At 60.9% G+C, this 22645-nt stretch carries 19 protein-coding genes; 8 read left to right on the top strand and 11 right to left on the bottom strand.

What is annotated here, in order from left to right; translation table 11 throughout:
• Nucleotides 1-106 precede the first annotated feature (106 nt).
• Nucleotides 107-1069 carry a DUF2167 domain-containing protein gene (locus tag ACQ4WP_RS12135; protein WP_436520868.1) on the top strand — a complete coding sequence of 321 codons (963 nt, stop codon included), beginning with the start codon at nt 107-109 and terminating at the stop codon, nt 1067-1069.
• Nucleotides 1070-1178: 109 nt separating this feature from the next.
• Nucleotides 1179-1688: a DUF1993 domain-containing protein gene (locus ACQ4WP_RS12130; RefSeq protein ID WP_436520866.1), complete on the top strand. Its 510-nt coding sequence runs from the start codon at nt 1179-1181 to the stop codon at nt 1686-1688.
• Between the two features lie 6 nt (nt 1689-1694).
• On the opposite strand, the gene ACQ4WP_RS12125 is transcribed toward ACQ4WP_RS12130, so the two are convergent.
• Nucleotides 1695-2249 carry a glycine zipper 2TM domain-containing protein gene (locus ACQ4WP_RS12125; protein WP_436520864.1) on the bottom strand — a complete coding sequence of 185 codons (555 nt, stop codon included), beginning with the start codon at nt 2247-2249 and terminating at the stop codon, nt 1695-1697.
• A gap of 188 nt (nt 2250-2437) precedes the next feature.
• On the opposite strand from ACQ4WP_RS12125, the gene ACQ4WP_RS12120 reads away from it, so the two are divergent.
• Nucleotides 2438-3550, top strand: a complete 1113-nt coding sequence (locus ACQ4WP_RS12120; RefSeq protein WP_436520862.1) for an NADH:flavin oxidoreductase/NADH oxidase — start codon at nt 2438-2440, stop codon at nt 3548-3550.
• A gap of 161 nt (nt 3551-3711) precedes the next feature.
• Nucleotides 3712-5298 (top strand): ATP-binding cassette domain-containing protein, encoded by a 1587-nt coding sequence (locus tag ACQ4WP_RS12115; protein WP_436520860.1) that lies wholly within the window; start codon nt 3712-3714, stop codon nt 5296-5298.
• Between the two features lie 99 nt (nt 5299-5397).
• Here ACQ4WP_RS12115 and ACQ4WP_RS12110 read toward each other — a convergent pair whose 3' ends face one another.
• Nucleotides 5398-5562 carry a hypothetical protein gene (locus ACQ4WP_RS12110; RefSeq protein ID WP_436520858.1) on the bottom strand — a complete coding sequence of 55 codons (165 nt, stop codon included), beginning with the start codon at nt 5560-5562 and terminating at the stop codon, nt 5398-5400.
• Between ACQ4WP_RS12110 and ACQ4WP_RS12105 the strand changes: the two genes are divergently transcribed.
• The 4 genes from ACQ4WP_RS12105 (at nt 5561) to ACQ4WP_RS12090 (ending at nt 11468) form a co-directional block, all read left to right on the top strand.
• Nucleotides 5561-6019 (top strand): RidA family protein, encoded by a 459-nt coding sequence (locus ACQ4WP_RS12105; protein WP_436520856.1) that lies wholly within the window; start codon nt 5561-5563, stop codon nt 6017-6019. The genes ACQ4WP_RS12110 and ACQ4WP_RS12105 overlap by 2 nt on opposite strands.
• Before the next feature lie 116 nt (nt 6020-6135).
• Entirely contained in the window at nt 6136-7566 is a 1431-nt protein-coding gene (locus ACQ4WP_RS12100; RefSeq protein ID WP_436520854.1) for an amino acid permease, read from the top strand.
• A 412-nt stretch (nt 7567-7978) separates the two neighbouring features.
• On the top strand, nt 7979-9451 hold the full coding sequence (locus ACQ4WP_RS12095) for an amino acid permease (protein ID WP_436520852.1): 1473 nt from the start codon (nt 7979-7981) through the stop codon (nt 9449-9451).
• 67 nt (nt 9452-9518) lie between these two features.
• On the top strand, nt 9519-11468 hold the full coding sequence (locus ACQ4WP_RS12090) for a S9 family peptidase (protein WP_436520850.1): 1950 nt from the start codon (nt 9519-9521) through the stop codon (nt 11466-11468).
• 11 nt (nt 11469-11479) lie between these two features.
• Here the strand turns inward: ACQ4WP_RS12090 and ACQ4WP_RS12085 are convergent, their stop codons facing one another.
• The 9 genes from ACQ4WP_RS12085 to purB form a co-directional block, all read right to left on the bottom strand.
• Entirely contained in the window at nt 11480-13630 is a 2151-nt protein-coding gene (locus tag ACQ4WP_RS12085; RefSeq protein WP_436520848.1) for an FUSC family protein, read from the bottom strand.
• Between the two features lie 90 nt (nt 13631-13720).
• Nucleotides 13721-15409: a M14 family zinc carboxypeptidase gene (locus tag ACQ4WP_RS12080; protein WP_436520846.1), complete on the bottom strand. Its 1689-nt coding sequence runs from the start codon at nt 15407-15409 to the stop codon at nt 13721-13723.
• Between the two features lie 116 nt (nt 15410-15525).
• A complete protein-coding gene (locus ACQ4WP_RS12075; RefSeq protein WP_436520844.1) occupies nt 15526-15672 on the bottom strand; it encodes a hypothetical protein in 147 nt (48 codons plus the stop codon).
• A 523-nt stretch (nt 15673-16195) separates the two neighbouring features.
• The gene (locus ACQ4WP_RS12070) at nt 16196-18349 is read right to left on the bottom strand and encodes a S46 family peptidase (protein ID WP_436520842.1); all 2154 of its coding nucleotides are present in this window, start codon (nt 18347-18349) and stop codon (nt 16196-16198) included.
• 306 nt (nt 18350-18655) lie between these two features.
• Nucleotides 18656-18925, bottom strand: coding sequence for a GlsB/YeaQ/YmgE family stress response membrane protein (locus tag ACQ4WP_RS12065; RefSeq protein WP_436520840.1), 270 nt, complete (start codon nt 18923-18925; stop codon nt 18656-18658).
• A gap of 165 nt (nt 18926-19090) precedes the next feature.
• On the bottom strand, nt 19091-19666 hold the full coding sequence (locus ACQ4WP_RS12060; RefSeq protein ID WP_436520838.1) for a YceI family protein: 576 nt from the start codon (nt 19664-19666) through the stop codon (nt 19091-19093).
• Between the two features lie 36 nt (nt 19667-19702).
• The gene (locus ACQ4WP_RS12055) at nt 19703-20257 is read right to left on the bottom strand and encodes a YceI family protein (protein WP_436520836.1); all 555 of its coding nucleotides are present in this window, start codon (nt 20255-20257) and stop codon (nt 19703-19705) included.
• Nucleotides 20258-20293: 36 nt separating this feature from the next.
• Nucleotides 20294-20818, bottom strand: coding sequence for a cytochrome b (locus ACQ4WP_RS12050; protein WP_436520834.1), 525 nt, complete (start codon nt 20816-20818; stop codon nt 20294-20296).
• A gap of 186 nt (nt 20819-21004) precedes the next feature.
• On the bottom strand, nt 21005-22384 hold the full coding sequence (purB, locus tag ACQ4WP_RS12045) for an adenylosuccinate lyase (RefSeq protein WP_436520832.1): 1380 nt from the start codon (nt 22382-22384) through the stop codon (nt 21005-21007).
• Between the last annotated feature and the right edge of the window lie 261 nt (nt 22385-22645).

Genomic DNA, 22645 nt, shown 5'->3' with positions numbered 1-22645 from the left:
CCGATTGGCGCTTTTTTTATGGAAAAAATGCCTCACAGAAATAATTATCCATTAAGCAATCAACTGGTTTAAAATATTTGCCCTTTTGCAATTTCTTGGACCGATCATGTTGAAACGCCTGCTGACAGCCCTGCTGTGCCTGACCCTCTCCGGTCTGACGGCTGCCGTCCCTGTCGATGAGAAGGCATCCGCGCCGGAAATGACAGCCGAGCAATTCCTTGCCCAGTTGCACCTGCAACGCGGCAAGATCACCTTGCCGGGCGGCATCGCCACCCTGGATTTGTCCGCCAACTTCCGTTATTTGTCGCCAACGGACGCCGAGCGCGTGCTGGTCGATGCCTGGGGCAATCCGCCTGGCATGGTATCGCTGGGCATGATCGTGCCGGCCAAGACCAGCGTGCTGGAGCGCGATAGCTGGGGTGTCATCGTCACGTATGAAAAGGAAGGGCATATCAAGGATGACGATGCGGACAGCATCAAGTATGACGAATTGCTCAAGGATATGCAGGCGTCCGTGCTGGAAAACAATGCGGAGCGCAAGAAGCGGGGCTATCCCGGCATTCAGCTGATGGGCTGGGCGGAAAAGCCCGGCTATGCCAAGGATACGCACAAGCTGTACTGGGCCAAGGACTTGATGGTCGATGGCGGCGAGCACTCGCTGAACTACAACGTGCGCGTGCTGGGCCGCGAAGGCGTGCTGAACCTGAACGCGATTGCCAGCATGCAGCAGATCGAGGCGATCAAGAAAGAAATGCAGCAAGTGACGGCATTCACGGAATTTACCGAGGGTAACCGCTACACGGATTTCGACAGCAAGACGGACAAGGTGGCCGAGTATGGTTTGGCGGCGCTGGTGGCGGGCGGCGTGGCCAGCAAGCTGGGCTTGTTTGGCAAGTTGCTGGCCCTGCTGCTGGCCTTCAAGAAAGTGTTGCTCCTGGCCGTGGTGGGCGGCGGTGCAGCCATCGTCAAGTTCCTGGGCGGCAAGCGCAAGAATAAGCAGGCGCCGCAGGCAGAACCGGTGGCACAGCCGGAGCGTGCACCCGATGGCAAGGTGAATCTGGACAAGTAAGAGCAACTGGGCCGCTCGGTGCGCTGGCGCACAGGAGTGGCATTGCGCGCGCTGCCGGAAAACAGCGCCTCGGGTACACTGGCGCATCGTTCACTAACAGGAGTTCGCCATGTCCGTGTCCATGTATCAGGCAACCATTCCCGTCTTCGTCCGCGGCTTGCGGGTCGTCTCGGCCCTGCTGGAAAAAGCGCAAGCGCATGTGGAGGAAGACGGCATCGTGCCCGAGATTTTACTGGGTGCGCAGCTGGCGCCCGACATGTTGGACTTGACGGCGCAGGTGCAGCGCGCCAGTGATACGTCGAAGATGTCGGTCGAGCGCCTGAGCGGCGTGCCGGCGCCGAAGTTCGAGGATAACGAAGCGTCGTTCGAACAGTTACAAGAGCGTATCGCCAACACCGTCGTCTATATCGACAGCGTGAATGCGGGCCAGATGGCGGGCAGCGCGCAGAGGGAAGTGGTGCTGAACTGGACGGACGAGGGAACGACATTCTCGGGCGACAATTACCTGCTCAGCTTTGCCTTGCCGAACTTCTATTTCCACGTCTCCATGGTCCACGCCATTTTGAGAAACAATGGCGTGGCCGTGGGCAAGCTCGACTATCTTGGCCCGTACGACTGACCTGGTTTAACGTTGTGGCGGCTGCTGGACCTGGTTCTGTACCGCATTGCCCAGCATGCCGCCGCCGATCACACCGGCCACCGTCGCCAGCGCCTTGCCGCGACCGCCACCCACCTGATTGCCGATCAAGCCGCCGATGACGGCGCCCGTGCCGATGCCCACGTAATTCGGTTGTGCCGGCGCCGGTGCTGGCACTGGCTGCTGCTGGCGTACGGGTTCGCGGTAGGCTGTCTCGCGGTAGCCATCATTGTTGTCATCGTAGGCGCGGCGCGCCGGCGCCACTTGCGTGTGGTGCACGACGCGCTTGTGCACGACAGGTGCCGGGGCCGGAGCGGGGGGCGCTTGCGCGACGACAGGCGCGGCGACCGGTGCTGCCACGGGAGCAGCCAGGGCTGCGGCGTTCGCCGGCGTCATGGCGGCTACATCGGCAGGTACATTCGCCCGCGAATTGGGCAGGATGCCGGCGATGGACGCCGCGCCCACCAGGCACAGGACTGTCACGGAAATGGCGGCGCCGGCCATCAAGGGGTGGATGCGGCTGGCGGTAGTCGTCGTGTTCATGTGTTCTCCTGGGTGGTAAGGTGTTGCCGTGTTGTTGATGTGTCCAGCTGATGTGTCCATTGATGTGTCCACATTAACGGCCGCGCCTGCGCAAGGCTAGCCCTTGCGCTGTATCAAACGTAAGCAGGTGTAAGCCGCGCTTTCCAAAGCACAGTAGAATCGGTGCTTCCCCTTTTCCGGAGTCCGCCATGAGCCAGCTATTCACGCCGTATGCACTGGGGCCGCTGCTCGTGGCCAACCGCATCGCCATCGCGCCCATGTGCCAGTACTCGGCCGACAACGGCAACGCCACCGACTGGCACATGATCCACCTGGGCCACCTGGCTCTGTCCGGCGCGGGCTTGCTGATGACGGAAGCGACGGCCGTCTCGCCCGAGGGACGCATCTCGGCCGAGGACCTGGGCCTGTGGTCGGATGCGAATCAAGCTGCGCTGGGAAACGTGGTGCAGGCGATCCGCCGTCACGCGCCGATTCCGCTGGTGGTGCAGCTGGGCCATGCGGGACGCAAGGCGTCGAGCCGCGCGCCTTGGCAGGGCGGTGCCTGCGTGCACATGGCCGACGGCGGCTGGCAAACGGTGGCGCCGTCGGCCATCGCCCACGCGCCCGGTGAAACGGTGCCGATCGCCCTGGACGAGATGGGCTTGTTGCAAATCAAGGGCGCCTTTGTGGCCGCCGCCCAGCGCGTGCATGCGCTGGGCATCGAGGGTATCGAACTGCACGCCGCGCATGGCTACCTGCTGCACCAGTTCCTGTCGCCCCTGTCCAATCACCGCACCGATGCGTATGGCGGCAGCCTGGACAACCGCATGCGTTTTCCGCTGGAAGTCTATGAAGCCGTGCGCGCCGCCGTACCCGCCAGCGTGGCCGTGGGCGTGCGCCTTTCCGCCACCGACTGGGTCGAGGGCGGCTGGGAAATTGAACAAAGCGTGCGTTTCGCGCAGGAACTCAAGCAGCTGGGCGCCGACTTCATCCACGTCTCCAGCGGCGGCATTTCGCCGCAGCAGCAAATTCCCGTGGGACCCGGCTACCAGGTGGCGTTTGCCGAACGCATCAAGCGCGACAGCGGCTTGCCGACCATCAGCGTCGGCTTGATTACGGAGGCGCAGCAGGCGGAAGACATCATTGCCAACGGCCAGTCCGACATGGTGGCGCTGGCGCGGGCCATTTTGTTCGACCCGCGCTGGCCCTGGCATGCGGCGGCCCAGCTGGGCGCGCAAGTGTCGGCGCCACCGCAGTACTGGCGCTCGCAGCCGCGCGAGTACAAGAACCTGTTTGGCGACACGACTCTGGGTCAGCGCTAAAGGACCTCGTCTGCTACACTGACGCCTCTTCCCCATTTCTCCAGGACGCTTCGACATGCGCCATTGATACTGCCGTGCTGTGCACGGCCTTGCCCTTCCCGCCAGCGCATCATTGCGCCGCGCGGGTTCGCCAGCCCTGTCTGCACGTACAAGGAGTATCCATGCCCGCATTCCTACAACTCGACCGTCTTTCCTTTGTGCTGCCCGATGGCCGCGCCTTGTTTTCCGATTTGCAATTCACTTTTGCCTCGCAACGTATCGGCCTCGTCGGCGATAACGGCGTGGGCAAGAGCATCTTGGCGCGCCTGCTGGCGGGCCAGGTGCAGCCGTCTTCTGGCGCCGTGCGCTGTGACGGGGCCATGCATTACGTGGCGCAGGAACTCGATCCGCAACACTATCCCAGCGTGGCAGCGCTCGCCGGCATGGAGGACTTGCTGGCCGCGCTGGCGCGCATCGCCGCCGGCAGCATCGACGAGGCTGATTACGCACTGGTGGGCGAACGCTGGGATGCCCACGCCCGCCTGCGCCAGGCGCTCGATGCGCTCGATTTACGCCATGTCGATGCCGATACCCGCTCGGCTAGCCTCAGCGGCGGCGAACGCCAGCGCATCGCCCTGCAAGGCGCCTGGCTGTCGCAGGCGGACTGGCTGGTGCTCGATGAACCGAGTAACCATCTCGATGCGCAGCAGCGCGCCCGCCTGGTGGCGCAGATGGCGCGCTGGCCGGGCGGCTTGCTGTTGATCAGCCATGACCGCGCCCTGCTGGAGCACGTCGATGCAATCGTCGAGTTGTCGCCGCAGGGCTTGCGCAGCTATGGCGGCAATTACCCCTTGTATGCGCAGCAGCGCGCGCTGGAGCAGGCTGGCTACGCCGCCGCCCTGCAGGCGGAAAAGGCCGGTGCCAGACGCGAACAGCGCGAGGCGCAGCAGCAAGCCGAGCGTCAGCAGCGCAGGATCGGACGTGGAGAGCGCGAGGGGCGCGAAGGCAATCAAAGCAAGCTTTTGCTCGATGCGAAAAAGGAGAAAAGCCAGGATAGCCAGGGCAAGCTGCGCCTGCGCGCGCAGGAGGCGCAGCAGGCGCGTCAGCAAAGGGTGATGGATGCCAGCGCCCGCTGCGCGCCCGAGGCGGAACGGCTGCTGCTGGCGCCCGAGAGCCTGGTGCCCAACGGCAAATTGCTGCTGGAATTGCGCGATGTGGTCTTGCCGCATGGCCAGGCGCACGCCATCAACTTGCTGCTCAGCGGGCCGCGCCGGCTGGCCGTGACGGGTGACAATGGCAGCGGCAAGTCGACCCTGCTGCGCGTGATCGCCGGACAGCTGGCGCCAGCCAGCGGCGAGCTGCGCTGCCATGCGCAGGTGGCCTGGCTGGACCAGCATGCGGGACTGCAAGATGGCGAGTGGAGCGCCGTGCAACGCTTGCAAGCACGCAATAGCACTGTGGCGGAAGGGGCCTTGCGCACGCGGCTGGCGCTGCTGGGCATTGCCGGTGCGCGCGCCACCATGCCCAGCCGTTTGCTCAGCGGGGGCGAGCGCATGAAGGTGGCCTTGGCGGCCGAACTGTATGCGCAGGCGCCGCCGCAACTGCTGCTGCTTGACGAACCCGACAATCATCTGGACCTGGCCAGCCTGCAGGCGCTGGAGCAGATGCTGCTGCAATATCAGGGGGCGTTACTTGTGGTATCGCACGACCGCGCATTTCTGGATGGCCTGAACCTTGACCCAGAGGGCTTGACAATGCATAAAAGATAATCAAGTGAAAAAAGTCACGCTCAATGCCTGTAGAGCATGCTTTATGAACCGATGCTGAATTTTGTTTGATTGTCGGTATAATCCACTGAATAACCGGGCCTATTTGTGAACTAAAACTGCTGGTTCACCAATATGATGACGTTTAATCTGGCGCTGTTGTCGCTCACTACCGCGCGACCAGGGTGCCGTCATCCCGCCATCATCCTTTTTCTGCTGCTGATGAATTTCGGTTTCGTTTATATTGTTTTCTTGGAGAAATAGCATGTCGTTTTACGAAAAACTCAAGGCCCTCGACATCGAATTGCCAGTCGTTGCTGCGCCAGCTGCCGCCTACGTGATGCATGCCCGCACGGGCAACACCGTCTTCCTGTCCGGCCACCTGGCCAAGAAGGATGGCAAGGTCTGGGTCGGTCAACTGGGCAAGGACGTCACCACGGAAGAAGGCAAGATTGCTGCGCGCGGCATCGCCATCGAACTGATTGCCACCCTGCAAGACGCATGCGGCGGCGACCTGAACAAGGTCAAGCGCATCGTCAAGGTCATGAGCCTGGTCAACTCCACCTCTGCATTCACGGAACAGCACCTGGTGACCAATGGCGCCTCGGAGCTGTTCGTCGAAGTCTTCGGCGACAGCGGCAAGCATGCCCGCTCCGCCTTCGGCGTGGCGCAAATCCCGCTGGGCGCTTGCGTCGAGATCGAGCTGATCGCCGAACTGGCCTGATCATCTGAGCATGCTGGCGATTGCCGCCGGCTCGCCCTTTCTTCCTGTCCAGCAAGAGCGGAACCGCCATTGGGGTGGAGGGATTGGTGTATTCAAGAAAAAAACGGAGACATGTAATGAAAACGAGTGAACAAGGCTTGCACCGCGGCCTGGGCGAGCGGCAGATACGCCTGATGGCGCTGGGCGCTGCGATTGGCGTGGGCCTGTTTTTGGGTTCTGGCAACGCCATCAAGATGGCCGGTCCCGGCATCATGCTGTCGTATATCATCGGTGGCGCGGTCATCTTCATGATCATGCGCGCCCTGGGCGAAATGGCCGTGCACAATCCCGTAGCCGGCTCTTTCAGTCGCTATGCCCAGGATTACCTGGGCCCCCTGCAAGGCTATCTGACGGGCTGGAATTACTGGTTCCTGTGGCTGGTCACGTGCGTGGCGGAAATTACCGCCGTCGCCATCTACATGGGCATCTGGTTCCCCGACGTGCCGCGCTGGATCTGGGCCCTGGCGGCCCTCGGTTCCATGGGCGCCATCAACCTGCTGGCCGTGAAAGCCTACGGCGAGTTCGAGTTCTGGTTCGCCCTGATCAAGGTCGTCACCATCATCCTGATGATCGTCGGCGGTACGGGCATGATCATCTTCGGTCTCGGCAACGACGGCGTGGCCATCGGCATCTCGAACCTGTGGACGCATGGCGGTTTCTTCCCGAATGGCGCGCAGGGCGTGCTGATGTCGCTGCAGATGGTGATGTTTGCCTACCTGGGCGTGGAAATGATCGGTCTGACAGCCGGCGAGGCGGAAAACCCGAAGAAATCGATTCCCGACGCCATCAATTCGGTGTTCTGGCGCATCCTGATTTTCTATGTCGGCGCGCTGTTCGTCATCCTGTCGATTTACCCATGGAATGAAATCGGCACCACCGGCAGCCCCTTCGTGATGACGTTTGAACGCCTGGGCATCAAGACGGCCGCCGGCATCATCAACTTCGTCGTGCTGACGGCAGCTCTGTCGTCGTGCAATGGCGGTATCTTCAGCACGGGCCGCATGCTGTACAACCTGGCGCTGCAAGGCCAGGCACCGAAGGCGTTTGCGGAAACCACGGCCAGCGGCGTGCCGCGCCGCGCCATCCTGGTGTCCGTGTTTGCCCTGCTGCTGGGCGTGTTGCTGAACTACCTGGTGCCGGAAAAAGTGTTTATCTGGGTCACGTCGATTTCCACCTTCGGCGCCGTCTGGACCTGGGGCGTGATCCTGGTCACGCATATCCAGTTCCGCAAGACCTTGAGCCCGCAGGAAATCAAGAACCTGGCCTTCCGCATGCCGTTCGCGCCGTACGGTTCCTGGATTTCGCTGGCTTTCCTGGCGCTGGTGATCGGCCTGATGGCGTATTTTCCCGATACGCGCATCGCCCTGATGGTGGGACCAGCCTGGCTGATCCTGCTGACGGTGCTGTACTACGTGCTGGGCCTGGCGCCGAAAGAGCGCCGCGATGACGTGCCGCAAGGCTACGAGGCAGGCTGGCCGGCGGCCGATGCGCCACACGTCAAGAAGTAAACCAGCGTAGTTGAGCTGAGACAGAAGCGCGCCGCTGCCCCTGCAGCGGCGCGCTTTTTATTTCATGAAAGCAATTTCTTCTTCGCCAGCACGCTGGCGGGTTTACCGGCGCACGTCTGGCGTTGTTTCCTTGCATCAAAGTTCTGTTTAGTTGAGCCGATGAAAGCCCTATAATCGCTTAGTTTTGAAAATGGACGCGATCTTTCCGGTTTTTTTCCAGGTAGGGCCGGAGCGCTATTTGTTTTTACCCGTCATGTTCCTAACAACACCTGACAAAACCGTAGCGAGCGGAAGTGAGTTGTGGCTAAGAAGCGCAGCTGTGCGAATGCACAGTGAGCATCGCAGGCCGCGAATCGCGACGCGCAGTAGGTTTTGGCAGGTGTTCAAGTGCATGCCTCATAAAGGAATGCTAGTGAGCCAAACCCTGGTCCAGAAACTTTGCCGCACCAAGCCGATCAATACCACGGTCGAATATGGTGAAGGCCTCAGCAGCAGTGGCTTGAGCCGGTCCATCGGCCTGTTTTCCCTCACCATGATCGGCGTTGGCGCCACCATCGGCACGGGCATTTTCTTTACCATGGTCGAAGCCGTGCCTAAGGCGGGCCCATCGGTCATTCTGTCTTTCCTGATCGCCGCCATCACGGCCGGCTTGACGGCCTTGTGCTATGCGGAATTGTCGTTCCGCATTCCCGCCTCTGGCTCTTCGTATTCGTTTGCTTACGCCACCGTGGGCGAGTTTCTTGCCTTTATCATGGCTGCCTGTTTGCTGCTTGAATACGGTTTGGCGGGCAGTGCCGTGGCCATCGGCTGGTCGTCCTACCTGAATAACTTCCTGGAAAATGCCTTCGGCTGGCATATTCCCGAGATGTTGCGCACGCCGATGATCGTTTCCGGCCCGCATGGCATGGAGTTTCATGCCGGCCACATCAACCTGCCGCCGATCTTTTTGATCTGCATGTGCGGCTTTTTGCTGCTGCGCGGTGCCAAGGAATCGGCCCTGATGAACGCCATCATGGTCATCATCAAGCTGGCGATCCTGGTGTTTTTCATCGTCATCGCGTTTTCCGGTTTTAATGCCGACAATTTCTTCCCCTTCTTCAATTCCGACAACAGCAAGGGCTTTGCCGGCATGACGGGCGTGACGGCCGCCGCCGGCACTGTGTTCTTCTCCTTCATCGGTCTCGATACGGTGGCGACGGCGGGCGATGAAGTGAAAAATCCCACGCGCAATGTGCCGCGCGGCATCCTTGGCGCCCTGCTCATCGTGACCGTGTTTTATCTGTTGGTGGCCGTGGCCGCCCTCGGTGCGCAACAGGCGAAATTGTTCGAAGGCCAGGAAGCTGGCCTGGCGGTGATTCTGCAAAACGTCACGGGCAAGACCTGGCCCGCGCTGGTGCTGTCGGCCGGCGCCGTCATTTCCGTCTTCAGCGTGACCCTGGTGACGATTTACGGCCAGACGCGCATCCTGTTTGCCGTCAGCCGCGACGGCCTGATCCCGAAGTCGTTCCAGAAGATACACCCGCGTACCCTGGTGCCGGTCAACAATACCATCATCGTTTGCCTGGTGGTGGCCGTGGTGGCCGGCTCCGTCGATGCCACTTACTTGTGGGACATGGTCAGCATCGGTACCCTGACAGCCTTCATGGTGGTGTCGATCGCCGTGCCCGTGCTGCGCCACAAGCAGGGCGCCAACCGCATCGAAGGCTTTAGCGTGCCGTTCGGACCGTACGTGATTCCTGGCCTGAGCATATTGGCTTGCCTGTACATCATGCGCGATTTGCCGCATACGACGTTTGTCGTGTTCAGCGTGTGGATGGCGGTGACTGTGGCCATTTACTTCTTGTACAGCATGCGGCATTCGCACTTGGGCAAGAAGGCCCGCTAATGCAGTCTGCTCCATCCAAAACCGCCGCTCTTGCCGGCGGTTTTTTTTATTCTTAACCGGAATTTACATGATGAAAATAACTGATCTGGCCGCCTGCGGCTTGCTGGCAAGCAGCCTTCTGGGGAGCGTGGCGCAGGCCGCCCCTGCAACCGAGCCGGCATTGCGCGATTACCGCGCCGTGGCCCTGTCGGCCAATGGCCAGCGCATCGCCGCCATCGAATCGAGCAAGGTGGGCGAACAGCCGCAGCGTCCGCATGCAGCCATCGTCGTGCGCGACGCCGCCAACGGCGCCATCGTGCAGCAATTCGACCCGTGTGCCATGTGCTCCTATGACAAGCCCAGCTGGTCGCCCGATGGCAGGCAGCTGGCCTTTGTCGGCTACGACGCCAAGGCGGGCATGGCGCATCTATACCTGGCCACGATGACACAGGCGCAGGCGCGGGTGTTGACCAGTATTAAAGGCGTGGCCAGCACGGCGCGCTGGTCGCCGGACGGCAAGCAGCTGGCCCTGCTCGCGACGGTGGGCGCGCGCAAGCTGGCCGGCGCCGTGGAAGCGGGTGTGCGCCAGGTGGGTGAAGTGGGCAGCGAAGACGATGCCCAGCGCATTGCCGTCGTGCCTGCCAGCGGCGGAGAAGCGCGTCTGCTGTCACCAAACGACACCTATGTGTATGAATACAGCTGGACGCCCGATGGCCGTGGCTTCGTCGCCACCAGCGCGCAGGGCAATGGCGACAGCAACTGGTGGGTCGCCAAGCTCAGTCATATTGAGGCGGCCACGGGCGCCCTGCGCGTGATCGCCGCGCCAGCCATGCAGTTGAACCTGCCTTCCGTCTCGTCGGATGGCAAGACGGTGGTGTTCATCGGCGGCCTGATGAGCGACTTCGGCTCCATCGGCGGCGACCTGTACACGGTGCCCCTGGCCGGCGGCACGCCGCGCAATCTCACACAAGACTATCGCGGCACCTTCAATGGCGTCGTCTGGCGCGGCGCCGGCTTGCTGGCAACGGCCCTGATCGATTCGCAGCTGGCGCTGGTGCCTGTCGATGCGCAAACTGGTCCGGCTCAACCGGTAATGCTTGGTGAACTCAGCAGTAGCGGTAGCGATGGCCGTCTGTCGTTCAGCGCCGACGGCTTGCAAGCCGCTGCCGCACAGGAAGACTTTACGGACGCCAGCTACCTGGTGGCGGGACCGGTGGGCCAACTGAAAAAGATCACGCGCGACAATGACGGCTTTGCGCCGCAGCTGACGGTGCAGAACGTGGGCTGGAACAACGAGCAATACAAGGTGCAAGGTTGGCTGCTGGGGCCGTTGAAGGTGGAGGCCGGCAAGCGCTACCCGATGATCGTCAACGTGCACGGCGGCCCAGGCGCCGCCGCCTCGCCCCGTTATGTGGCAGCGAGCACCGTGATCGAGGAATTGACGCAAAAAGGCTATTTCGTCTTCCTGCCCAATCCGCGCGGCAGCTTTGGCCAGGGCCAGGCATTTACGCGTGCCAACATGGCCGACTTTGGCGGCGGCGACTGGCGCGACATCCTGGCCGGCATCGATGCGGTGGAAAAAGTGGCGCCCGTCGACGGCCAGCGCCTGGGCCTGATTGGCCATTCGTATGGCGGCTTCATGACCATGTGGGGCGTCACGCACAGCGACCGTTTCAAGGCGGCCGTGGCGGGGGCGGGCGTGTCGAACTGGATCAGTTACTACGGCCAGAACGGCATCAACCAGTGGATGATCCCGTTCTTTGGCGCCTCCGCATATGACAATCCGGCCGTCTACCGCAAGGCTTCGCCCATCGAATCGATCAAGGCGGCCAAGACGCCCACACTGATCTATGTGGGCGAGCGCGACGTGGAAACGCCGGCCGCCCAGTCGTTGGAATTCTGGCACGGCTTGCGCGCCATGGGTGTGCCGTCCAGCCTGTTCATCTACGATGGCGAAGGCCATTCCTTCCGCAAGCCCGAGCACCAGCGCGATTTGCAGCGGCGCACCGTGGGCTGGTTCGAGCAGTATCTGAAGTAAATCGCAGGTATTTAGCGCGGTGTCACAATATGCACGATTGCCGCGCTATGTATCACGATCTTGTCGGCATCTGCATGCAAAAGGCGGATGCGTCTTTTGACCAGCGGCCAGCCCGACCAGGCCACGTCGCTGACGGGTGGTGCGGCAGGGGCGGCCAGCGGGGCGCTGATGCTGGCCTTGTTGTCGAGCTGCTCCAGCGCGCGCGACAGGGTCAGGCACACTTGCGTGTGGCTGTGGCTGAGCAAGGCGTTGACGGGCGCGACAGGCAGCTGGCTGGCATGGCGTCCCAGGATCGAACGCAGCGCCGCCACGTGGGCGACCAACAGGTAATTTTGCACGATGAACAGGTTGATGTCTTCCACGGCCCGCTGCTTGCTGGCCGGTTCATCGAGCATGCGCACCAGTGCCGAGCTGAGCGCGGCCAGACTGTCCATCAGGCGCTTGCGCTCGATGCGGTAGGCGAAATCATCGAAGCATTTCCCCTGCAGCAGCGCGAAGCTGGTCTGCATATAGCTGAGGTTCACATTCAGTACCTGGCGCACGAGGCGCGGCAGGCTCTGGTATTCCCAGTTGGCCAGGACAAAGCTGAAGATGGTCGCCACCGCGGCGCCGATCAGGGTATCGATCAGGCGCTCACTGACCAGGTTCGGGTTGCTGGGCGCCACCAGGTGCATTTGCAACAAGATCATCAGGCTCACGGCGATGGCCGTGTAGCGGTAGCGCAAATAAATGAAGGTGGGCGTGGCCACGATGGAGAGAAATAAAATGGCCATCAGCACGATATTGCTGTGGATGAAGCGGATCACGATGGCCGTGATGACGCAGCCGATGATGGTGCCGATGATGCGGTCGGCGCGGCGCTGGCGCGTCATGCTGAACGTGGGGCGCAGGATGATGACGATGGTGAGCACGATCCAGTAGCTGTGCGCTGTGTACGGCAGCCAGTGGCCTACAGCCAAGCCCACGGAAATGGCCATCGAGACGCGCAGGGCGAAGCGGAACACGGGCGAGTCCAGGCGCAGATTCGACAGCAGGGTTTTCAGTTCGTATTTTTGCTGCGACAAAAACGGCGCCATGTCCGCGCCGCTCCAGAACGGCACGTCGGCGTAGACTGTTTGCGTGGCCAGGTGCAATTCGACTATCATTTTCAAGATGGCACGGATCTTGTTGCGCTGCGCGCGCAAGGTGGCCAGCGCTTCTTGCGTGTTGTTTCCCTTCGTTTGCAGGCGGGCAATTTCTGCTTCAATCTCGGCCCATTCCTTGTCATAGCTGATCTGCGCATACGAGGCGCGCTTGCGCGTGACGGCGTAGGCCACGGATTCGATATCGCGCGCCGCCTTGTAGGCCAGGTCGTGCAAGGATTTGAGCACGTCGGAGTCGGCCAGGTGCTGGCGCAGCAGCGCGTAATCCGTGTGCGTGGAGAGAATCAGTTCATATAAATCCAGCATGCACACATGGACCTGCACGACGATAGCATCCTTGCTGTTCTTGTGGCTGCGCAAGATCAAGTCGCGCGACGCTTGCTGGCGGTCGGCCAGGATGCTTTGATGGCGCACCAGCTTGTTGAACTGCTCCGTCAAATTAAAACGCGTGTCGTAGAAATCGGCCTTGATGTCGATGTAGGCGGCTAACTCGAACAGAGCTTCGGCCAGCACTTGCTGCTTGATGCGGTGGCGCAAGACCCAGGCGATGGCCATGGCATAGGCCAGATAAATCAAGCCGCCCAGCATGAACAGGCCTGCGTGGTGGAACGATTGCTGCCACGTCATTTGATGCTCCATCGACATGGTCATGATGAACAGGGCGGCCAGTTGCAAGGGCATGGATTTCTTGCCGTACACCACCATCATGCTGGCGAGGAAACTCACGAGCACAAGTACCGTCATCAAGAGCCACTGCACGGGGCCGCACAGGCTGATCAATAAAGTGACGGCGCTGCACAGCAGCACGGAAGCCAGCATTTCGTTGAATTTGTGGCGCAGCGGGCTGGGCATGTCCATCAGGGTCGTGCACAGGGCGCCGATGCACACCGTCATGGCGGTAGTGCTGTCGCTGATTTCCAGGGTCAGCAAGGTCAGGCCGACCAGGCCGATGGCCACGCGCAAGCCCAGGTAAAAATAATGGCTGTAAATAAAGGTGCGCAGGTTCAGTGCGTAGTGCATGGGTTTACCTTGTGGGTAGGGCACAGAAAGAGGCGCCGCACCGGGGTCTCCGATGCGGCGCCAGGATGTTGCATTCGCTACAGCCCCGAGTTACATGAGGGCAATGACGGGATAGCGCCGCCATTCCGGCTCGGCGAAGCGCTGGCAGTTGGCGAAGATGAAATTGAGCACGGCTTCCTGATCGCTCAGCAAGGCCGGGTTGGCTGCCTTCCAGTCGGCAAACTTGGCCGCCAGCGCTGGTTCGTCGCGCAGCAGTTCGGACGCCATGTCTTCGAACACATAATCGGAAAACGCTTCTTTCTTCTCCAGCACGCTGTTGAAGAAACCCCAGCGGAAGAAGCTGTCGTGCGCCTGCGGCTCCAGGGTTTCCACGGCGTAGCGGGCATTGTCTTGCTCCAGGCTGATGACATAATCGCCCGCCTGCACGGTGAATTCGCCCGTGCGCGCTTCGAGTTCGAGCGTGTCGTGGAGCATGTGGCCTTCGTAAGCCGTGGCGCGCGTGCCGACGGAAACTATGTGGTAGTAGCGCGCCGTTAGCGTCTGTTCGGCGGTGATGCGGCTCATTTCCACGCCGTTCCAGCGTAGACGCTCGATCACTTCGCGCCAGGCTTGCGGCACCACATAGGCTTTCGGCGCGGTGACGGTGACGTCCGCATCGAAGCGGTTGTAGTAGGCGATATCGCGTTCCCACGGCTGCGAGCGGTCGTACGACAGGCGCTGGTAGTCGCCCAGCACGCTCGGCGTGTATTGGGCTGCATAACCCTTGAAGGGGAAGGTCGACGGCTGTTCTTCATTCATGGTCCAGTGGATCGGCCACTCGGCTTGCGTGCGTCCGGCAGCCTTGGCCTGCGCGCGCAGCTGTTTGATCTGCTCGCCATGCTCGATGGTAAACGCCATGGTGATGTCGAGCAGGGCGCGCATGGAGGCGTAGCGGTCGGCAAACGGTTTTAGCATATGCGTTTCCGGCATGAAACCGATGACGTGATGCAGGGCCGCAAAACCGGTCGAGAAACGGGGCACTTCGAGGAATTCGGCGATGCCGTGGTCGGGGCTGTCCTTGACGGGATTCACATATGGGCAGGTGGGCCAGCCAGCGTTTTCCATGCGCGCAAAGATGTGCGGCAGCATGGTGTCTTGCAGGAAGGGGCCCAGGCCATTGCCCAGCTTATCCGTCTGCGTATGGATCAGGGTCATCGTGTACGGGTAGTCGGCGCCGTTCGACGTATGCGTGTCGACCATCACGTCCGGGTCCCAGCTGGCCAGCAAGCGGTTGAACACTTGCGCGTTCAGGCTGTCGCACTTGATGAAATCGCGGTTCAGGTCCAGGTGGCGGCTGTTGCCGCGGAAACCGAATTGCTCCGGGCCATCCTGGTTCACACGCGATGTATTGGCGCGGTTCAGGCTGCCATCGACGTTGTAGATCGGAATGAACAGCAGGACGGTGCTGCCCAGCGCCGCCAGGCGCTCCGGCTGCGTGCAGAGGTCGCGCACGATGGCCATGCAGGCGTCGATGCCTTCCGGTTCACCCGGGTGGATGCCGTTGTTGTTGAAGAAAACGGTGCGGCCTTCGCGCTTGATCTGCTCACGGTCAAACACGCCGTCCGCGCTGACGACGCCAGCGTGGATGGGCACGCCCGAATCGGACAGGCCGATCTGTTCGAAATGCAGCACCTGCGGGTAGCGTGCGGCGAGTTCCTGGTAGAAAGTGATGCATTCCAGCCAGGTCGTGGTCTGGTTGTGGTTACCGAGTTCGTAGGTCGTGCGCAAGTCTGGTGGCATAGCGGTCTGAGTCTGGGAGGGGGAAGGCGCGCTGGGTAAGTACGCCCGCTAGGGGCCAATTGTAGCACCGGCGCTCCTGCCTTGATGCGCAGCAGCGGGCGAATGCCGGACTTGTGTTATGAATACGTTTCACGCGCAAGGGGAGGCAGCATGGGCAAGACGGCGATGGCGGCGCTGGTGTGGTGGGCTTGCCTGGCGGCACAGGCGGCGCCATTGCGCTTGCCGGCGGGCAAGGAGCCGGTGGCGCAGGGCGGGTCCGTCACGGCCGCCGCGCAGGGTGCATTGATACGCTACCGGGGCTGGCTGCTGGCCGTCGATGGCGCAGTGCCGGAAGAACGGCCCGACGTCTTGCTGACGTCGGCCGATGCGGGCCACGCGCCGCAACTGCAGATCGGCTCCACGCAGCGCACTTTGCCCCCGTGGTCAGCCTTGGAGCTCGTCAAGGGAAGCACGCGCCTGCGCATCACGGCGCTGCCGGGACCGGAGGCTCCCGCGCTGCTGCTGGACTTTGGCGATGCCGATTACCGCATCGTGATTCCCGCCGCTACCATAGCCCGGCCAGCCTATCGGCTACTGGCGCAGCGCTTTCCCGGCGCCGACCTGGCCTTGCTGCTGCGGGATGGCCGGCGCGTGATGCTGCCTTTGGGAGGCAGTCGAGCGCAGGTGTTTGGCGCGGAGCAAGCCGTGCCTTACCGATTTTCAAAGATCAAACGCCAAACGAAAAAAAGCCACTCCCGCAGGAGTGGCTCAGCTGACAAGCGCCCGTTGCCGGGTTATTGCTTCTTGTTATTCAGCGCCCATTTCTTTCAGCAGGTTATCTGCGTGGTCGATGTGTTTCATGTTCCACAGCATGTAGCGCAGGTCGACCTGGATCGAACGGGTGTTGGCCTTGTTGTAGTCCCAATCGGAAATGATCGAGTCCAGCGTGCCGTCGAAGGCCAGGCCGATGAATTCGCCTTTGGCGTTCAGGGCAGCCGAACCGGAGTTGCCGCCCGTGATGTCCAAAGTGGCCAGGTAGTCGACCGGTACGGTTTTCAACTTCGGATCGACGAATTTACCGAAGTCCTTGGCTTTGATCGCGGCCAGTTGATTCGCCGGTGCATTGAACTCGCCCTGGCCCGTGGCTTTGGCAACGACGCCATTGACGGTGGTGAAGGCGGTCCAGGTGGTGCCGTCGGCGCCGTGGTCACGGCCGGCAACTTTGCCGAACGTCACGCGCAAGGTGCTGTTGGCGTCAGGATACACAGCTAGTCCTTTGCTCTTCATGAAGGCGATCTTGGCTTTCATGTAGTTGGCGTAGGCTTGCTGGATCTTGCCTGCCAGTTCTTCGTCTTCCGCTTCGTTTTTCAGCGAATCCGGATACATGGCGACGGCTGCCTGGATGAAGCTGTCCTTGCTGGCCTGGAATTCGGCTGGCGTGCGTTTCAGCCATGCTGCGCGCTCGGCCTTGTCGCCCAGCTTGCTGCCCGCATACAGTTTGTCCAGGGCGGCGGACAGGTCGGCTGGCGACATGCCATCCTTGATGCCGATGGCGGCGTCGAAGCTGGCGCGGCGTTGTGCAGCTGGTTGCGCGGCGTACTTGGTCAGGCTGTTCAGTACCAGCGCCTTGTCGACTTTTTCATCGTAGGTGCGCTCGACCGAAGTGATGCCCGCTTCCATGCGTGGCAAATCGCGCGTCTGGTAGCCGGACTTGCGTTCCGTATCGGCCTTGGTGCTTTCGTTGGACAAACGATACAGGCTGCGTGCCGTGTTCAGCAGGCGTGGCTGTGCGTAGCCCAGGAAGAAGTCGCGCTTGGTGTCGGCATCGCGTTCGGCGATCAGCTTTTCCACTTGCTCGATGTCGCCGGCAAATTCAGCCTTGCGTGCTGGCGTGGCGTTGACCCATGCTTTCAAGGCGTCGTGTTCCGTCGTCTTGCGCGCCAGGAAATCGCTGCCGGCGTAGGAATCGAGCATGCCTTGGCGGTTCTTGTAGTAATTGTTGACGCCAGCAACTTGACCCGCGTATTTCAGGGCAACATCCTTGTTGTCTTTGGTTTCGCGCGCGATGATGGCCAGGGTTTCGCCCGACGCTTTCACGAAGGCCGGGTAGTTCCAGTCAAACGTGTACGCCACTTCCGATGGCAGACGGTGACGGTTGGTGCGGCCAGGGTAGCCCAGGACCATCACGAAATCGCCTTCTTTCAAGCCATCCTTGGCCAGTTTCAGCACATGTTTTGGCTGGTAAGGCACGTTGTCCTTGCTGAAGTCGGCAGCTTTGCCGTCGCGGCTGACGTAGGCGCGGTAGAAACCGTAGTCGCCCGTGTGGCGTGGCCACATCCAGTTGTCGGTGTCGCCGCCGAACTTGCCCACGCCCGCTGGTGGCGCGTGTACCAGGCGCACGTCGCGGATTTCCAGTTGCTTGATCAGGTAGAACTCCAGGCCGCCGTAGTAGGCCGACACGGTGCAGCGGAAACCAGCTTCTTTTTCGCATTCGGCGACCAGTTTTTTCTGGTTTTTCTCGATCGCGTCGATGCGTGCCTTGCCTTGCAGCTTGGCTACGTCGGCGGTGATGATCTTGTCGCTGACATTGGTCACGGCCGAGGTGACGAAGATGCGGCTGCCTGGGGCGGCCGGCAATTCTTCAGCGAAGGTCTTGGCCAGGAAGCCGTTGGCCAGCAAATCGCGTTCCTTGGTCGAATTGACCGCCACGCTGTTGTAGACGCAATGGTGGTTGGTGGCAACCAGGCCTTGTGGCGAGACGAACGAGGCCGAGCAACCGCCCAGGCTGACGATGGCGCCCATCGGGAACTCGGTCAGTTTGGTCAGAGTGGTCGGATCGAGTTTCAGTCCGGCCGCTTTCAGTTCCTTGGCTACTTGTGGCAGCTGTTGGGGCATCCACATGCCTTCGTCGGCGTGTGCGAAGTTGCTCAGGATGGCGAGCGCGATTAAAGATTTTTTCATTCGAGTTCTAGTCTTTTTACATGGTGGGAAGTCGGAACCAACGTGTACCCAGTGTTTTTCTCAGCGGGCGACCTAGAGTATCCTTATCGAACTCGCACTAGTCAATCACATTTTCCGGGCGGCATATTTGTATATCATTGCTTAAATAACATAATTTTCAGTGATGCAGGGACAGGAACTGGCTGCCAGCGCGCATTTTTCCGTGCGGCGGCTGTGGTATTTGTCCATACATGTCTTGGCGGTAATGAAAAATGGCCGGGCGCTTGCGCGGCCCGGCCACCTCGTGAGGCACGGCGTGTTGCCGCTCTAGCGTATTTTGCCGCGGCGCAAAAGATTCACGATGCCCAGCAGGACCACGGCGCCCAGGAACGAGACCAGCAGCGAAGACACGCTGAAATTGTCGCTATTGATGGTGCCCGTGCCGAACAGGGGCGCCAGCAGCCAGCCGCCCAGGAAGGCGCCTACGATGCCGACGACGATATTGAGAAAGATGCCCTGTTGTGCATCGGTTTTCATGACCATGCTGGCTAGCCAGCCGATGACGCCGCCAATAACGATCCAGATAATGAAATTCATGTGGTCCTCCGCGCGATGGGTGAGTGGGGTGTCATGTTAGAAAAACATCATGCCCAGTGATACTGATGCCGCACGATAGAAAAGTCCAGCGGATTCGCGTCGAGCATGCAAAAGCCCGCCTGGCTGCGGGCAGCGAGGCGGGCTTGTCAGGCGGCAAGGCCGTGTTTAGTCGGCCTTGATCGCTTCGACCTGGATGGCCAGCTTGACTTCCGGCGAGAACGCCGGCATGCCGTAGTTCAGGCCAAAGTCGCTGCGCTTGAATTCTGCCGTGGCATCGGCGCCGCACACTTCGCGCTTGTAGCGCGGGTGCATGATGCACTTGAATTTGCTCACGTTCAATTTGATGGGCTTGGTCACGCCCAGCAGGGTCAGTTCGCCATCGACTTCCACCAGCTGATCACCGTTGAACTTGAACGACTTGCTCTTGTAGGTGATTGCCGGGAATTTTTCCACATTGAACATGTCTGCTTTTTTCGCGTGCGTGTTCATGGCGTCGAGGCCGAAATCGATCGAATCGGCATCGATTACCAGGTCCAGGCTGCCCGTCTTGGCGGCACGGTCCAGGGTCACGGTTCCCTTGGTCTTGTTGAACTTGCCGCGCCAGACTGACATGCCCATGTGATCGGCTTCAAAGCTGGGGAAGGTGTGCGTCGGGTCGAGGTTGTAGGTGTCGGTAGCGGCCATGGCCGAACCCGCGCCGGCGGCTGCCAGCACGGCGATCATCAAATGCTTGAATTTCATTGAGTTCCTAGAGTTAAACAACGAGAAATAAAACGATTATTGGGTTGTGACGTGGAATTTGATGGTGACTTCATCGGCGACCATGCTCGTGTCTTTCCATTCGCCTTCGCCGATGTTGTAGGTCAGGCGTTTGATCGGCAGGGCGCCGTCAAATGCATATTTGCCGCCGTCGGCTTTCACCGTCAGGGGGAAAGTCACGTCGGTGGTCTTGCCTTTGATGCTCAGCTTGCCGCTTACCGTCAGCTTGCCCGCGCCGGCGGCCTTGATGCTGCTCGAGACAAAGGTGGCTTTCGGGAACTGGGCCGCGTTGAACCATTCTTTCTTGGCCACTTCCTTGTTGTACTCGGGGTCACCGATATCGATACTGGCCGTGTCGATTTCCACCGACGCTTTCGAGGCGTCTGGCGCGGCCGGGTTGTAATCGATGGCGATATTGAATTTCTTGAACTTCGCTTCCACGGGCACGTTCATTTGCTTGAACACGGCCGACACGCTGGTCTTGGCGGGATCGACTTTCAGCAAGGTGGCGGCGGTGGCGGCCACGGACAGGCCCAGCAGGGAAGCGAGGACGATGCGTTGGGTGGTTTTCATCTTATTTTTCCTGTGTTTCAGTGAGCAAGGGAGACGTTAAGGCAGCATGCGCTTGAGCACGCCATCGCGGTCGATGAACTGGTGCTTCAGCGCCGCCAGCACATGGGCAGCCACGGCGGCGGCCATCGTCATGTTCAGAACATAATGAATCTCTTTTAAAAGTGGCTTAAGTTCCGGGTTCGGCGCCATGATGACCGGCAGCTGGAACAGGCCCAGATAGACCACCGGCACGCCGGCGGCCAGGGTGTACAGGTAGCCGGAGATGGGCACGGCGAAGATCAGCAGGTACAGCAGCACGTGCATGGCGTCGGCCGCCTTCTTTTGCCAGACAAGCATGCTGGCCGGGTGCGGCGGCGGCACGTTGGCCTTGCGCCACAGCAGGCGGATGGCGGCGATGGTCAGCACGGTCACACCCAGCCATTTGTGCCACGAAAAATATTTGAGTTTGGTGGGCGTCAGGCCGGGAATGTCGGTCATGACCAGACCCATGACAAAGGCGCTGATGATCAGCAGGGCCGTCAGCCAGTGCAGGATGATGGCGGTGGTGGTGTAGCGTTGCATCGGCGGCTTTCTTGAAAGTAGTACGCATTAGGACTAATTCGGCCTAATATACCAAAGAAAAGCAAATTGCGCTGCGTGCTGCAGATTCTACAAGAAAGATTGCCGGAAAAACCGCGGGGCGGGCAGCATTTGTGTGCTGGCCGCCCCGCGGGAGTGGATCTGCTTGATCCAGGTACAGATTGTGGCTTAGATTGCCTTGGCCAGTTGCGCTGCGATACCGATGTAGTTGCCCGGCGTCATGGTCAGCAGGACTTCCTTGGCATCCTGTGGGATGGCCAGGCCGTTGACGAATTCCTGCAGCGCTTCTTTCGAGATGCCCTTGCCGCGCGTCAGCTCTTTCAGTTGCTCGTACGGATTTTCGATGCCATAGCGGCGCATCACGGTTTGTACAGGCTCGGCCAGCACTTCCCAGGTGGCATCCAGGTCTTGCGCCAGGCGCGCGTGGTTCACTTCCAGCTTGTTCAAGCCGCGCAGGCAGCTGTCATAGGCCAGCAGGGTGTAGCCCAGGCCCACGCCGATGTTGCGCAGCACGGTCGAATCGGTCAGGTCGCGCTGCATGCGCGAGACGGGCAGTTTTTCCGACAGGTGTTTCAGGACGGCGTTGGCCAGGCCCAGGTTGCCTTCCGAATTTTCAAAGTCGATCGGGTTGACCTTGTGCGGCATGGTTGACGAGCCGATTTCGCCCGCTTTCAGCTTTTGCTTGAAGTAGCCCAGCGAGACATACGTCCAGATGTCGCGGTTCAGGTCCAGCAAGATCGTGTTGGCGCGCGCGAAGGCATCGAACAGTTCGGCCATGTAGTCGTGCGGTTCGATCTGGATGGTGTACGGGTTGAACACCAGGCCCAGGCGCTGTTCGATGACGGCCTGGGAGAATGCCGGCCAGTCGAAGCCTGGGTAGGCCGACAGGTGGGCGTTATAGTTGCCGACGGCGCCATTCATCTTGCCGAGGATTTCCACTTGCTCGATGCGTTTTACCGCGCGCTGCAAGCGGGCCACGACGTTGGCCATTTCCTTGCCCAGGGTGGTCGGGCTGGCCGTCTGGCCGTGCGTGCGCGACAGCATCGGCACGTCGGCATTGTCGTGCGCGATCTGCGTCAGCTTGGCTACCAGGCCGTTCAATGCCGGCAGCATCACGCCATCACGTGCGGCTTTCAGCATCATGCCGTGCGAAGTGTTGTTGATATCTTCCGAGGTGCAGGCGAAATGGATGAATTCCGACGCTGCTACCAGTTCCGGCACATCCGCCACTTGTTCCTTCAGCCAGTATTCGACAGCCTTGACGTCATGGTTGGTGACCGCTTCGATGGCCTTGATGCGGGCCGCGTCGGCTTCCGAGAAATCCGCCGCCATCTTGTCGAGCAGGGTGCTCGCTTCTGCCGAGAACGGCTTGATTTCAGCGAAACCGGCTTGTGACAGCGCTTGCAGCCAGGAGATTTCCACTTTCACGCGGTGGTGCATGAAACCGGCTTCGGACAGGATCGGGCGCAGCAGATCGGTCTTGCTGGCGTAGCGGCCATCGAGCGGAGACAGGGCCGACAGCGTGGAATACGGAGTAGTAGAAGTCATGAGAGCGGACGCAAGTTAAAGAAACGGTTGGCGTGTGGCGCGCGGGGAGGGCAGGGTTATTGCAATACAGCAACACTGACGGCGCCACAGTAAAGGGCGATTTTACCACCGCTGGCCGCTGGCCAGCCGCCCGTTGGCCGCCGGCACGCCGCATTTTGACCGAATCCGGCCCCGATGCGGCGTGCCTGCCACACCCTGGGGACCGCAGGGCGCGTGCTGCCAAACGCCGCTGCCGCCGATGCTATACTGCTTGCTGCTCCT

The organism is Janthinobacterium lyxosi (assembly GCF_051380665.1).
GTDB lineage: Bacteria > Pseudomonadota > Gammaproteobacteria > Burkholderiales > Burkholderiaceae_D > Janthinobacterium.
Note: the sequence above shows the minus strand (reverse complement) of the source record. Positions and strands in the feature narration are given on the sequence as shown.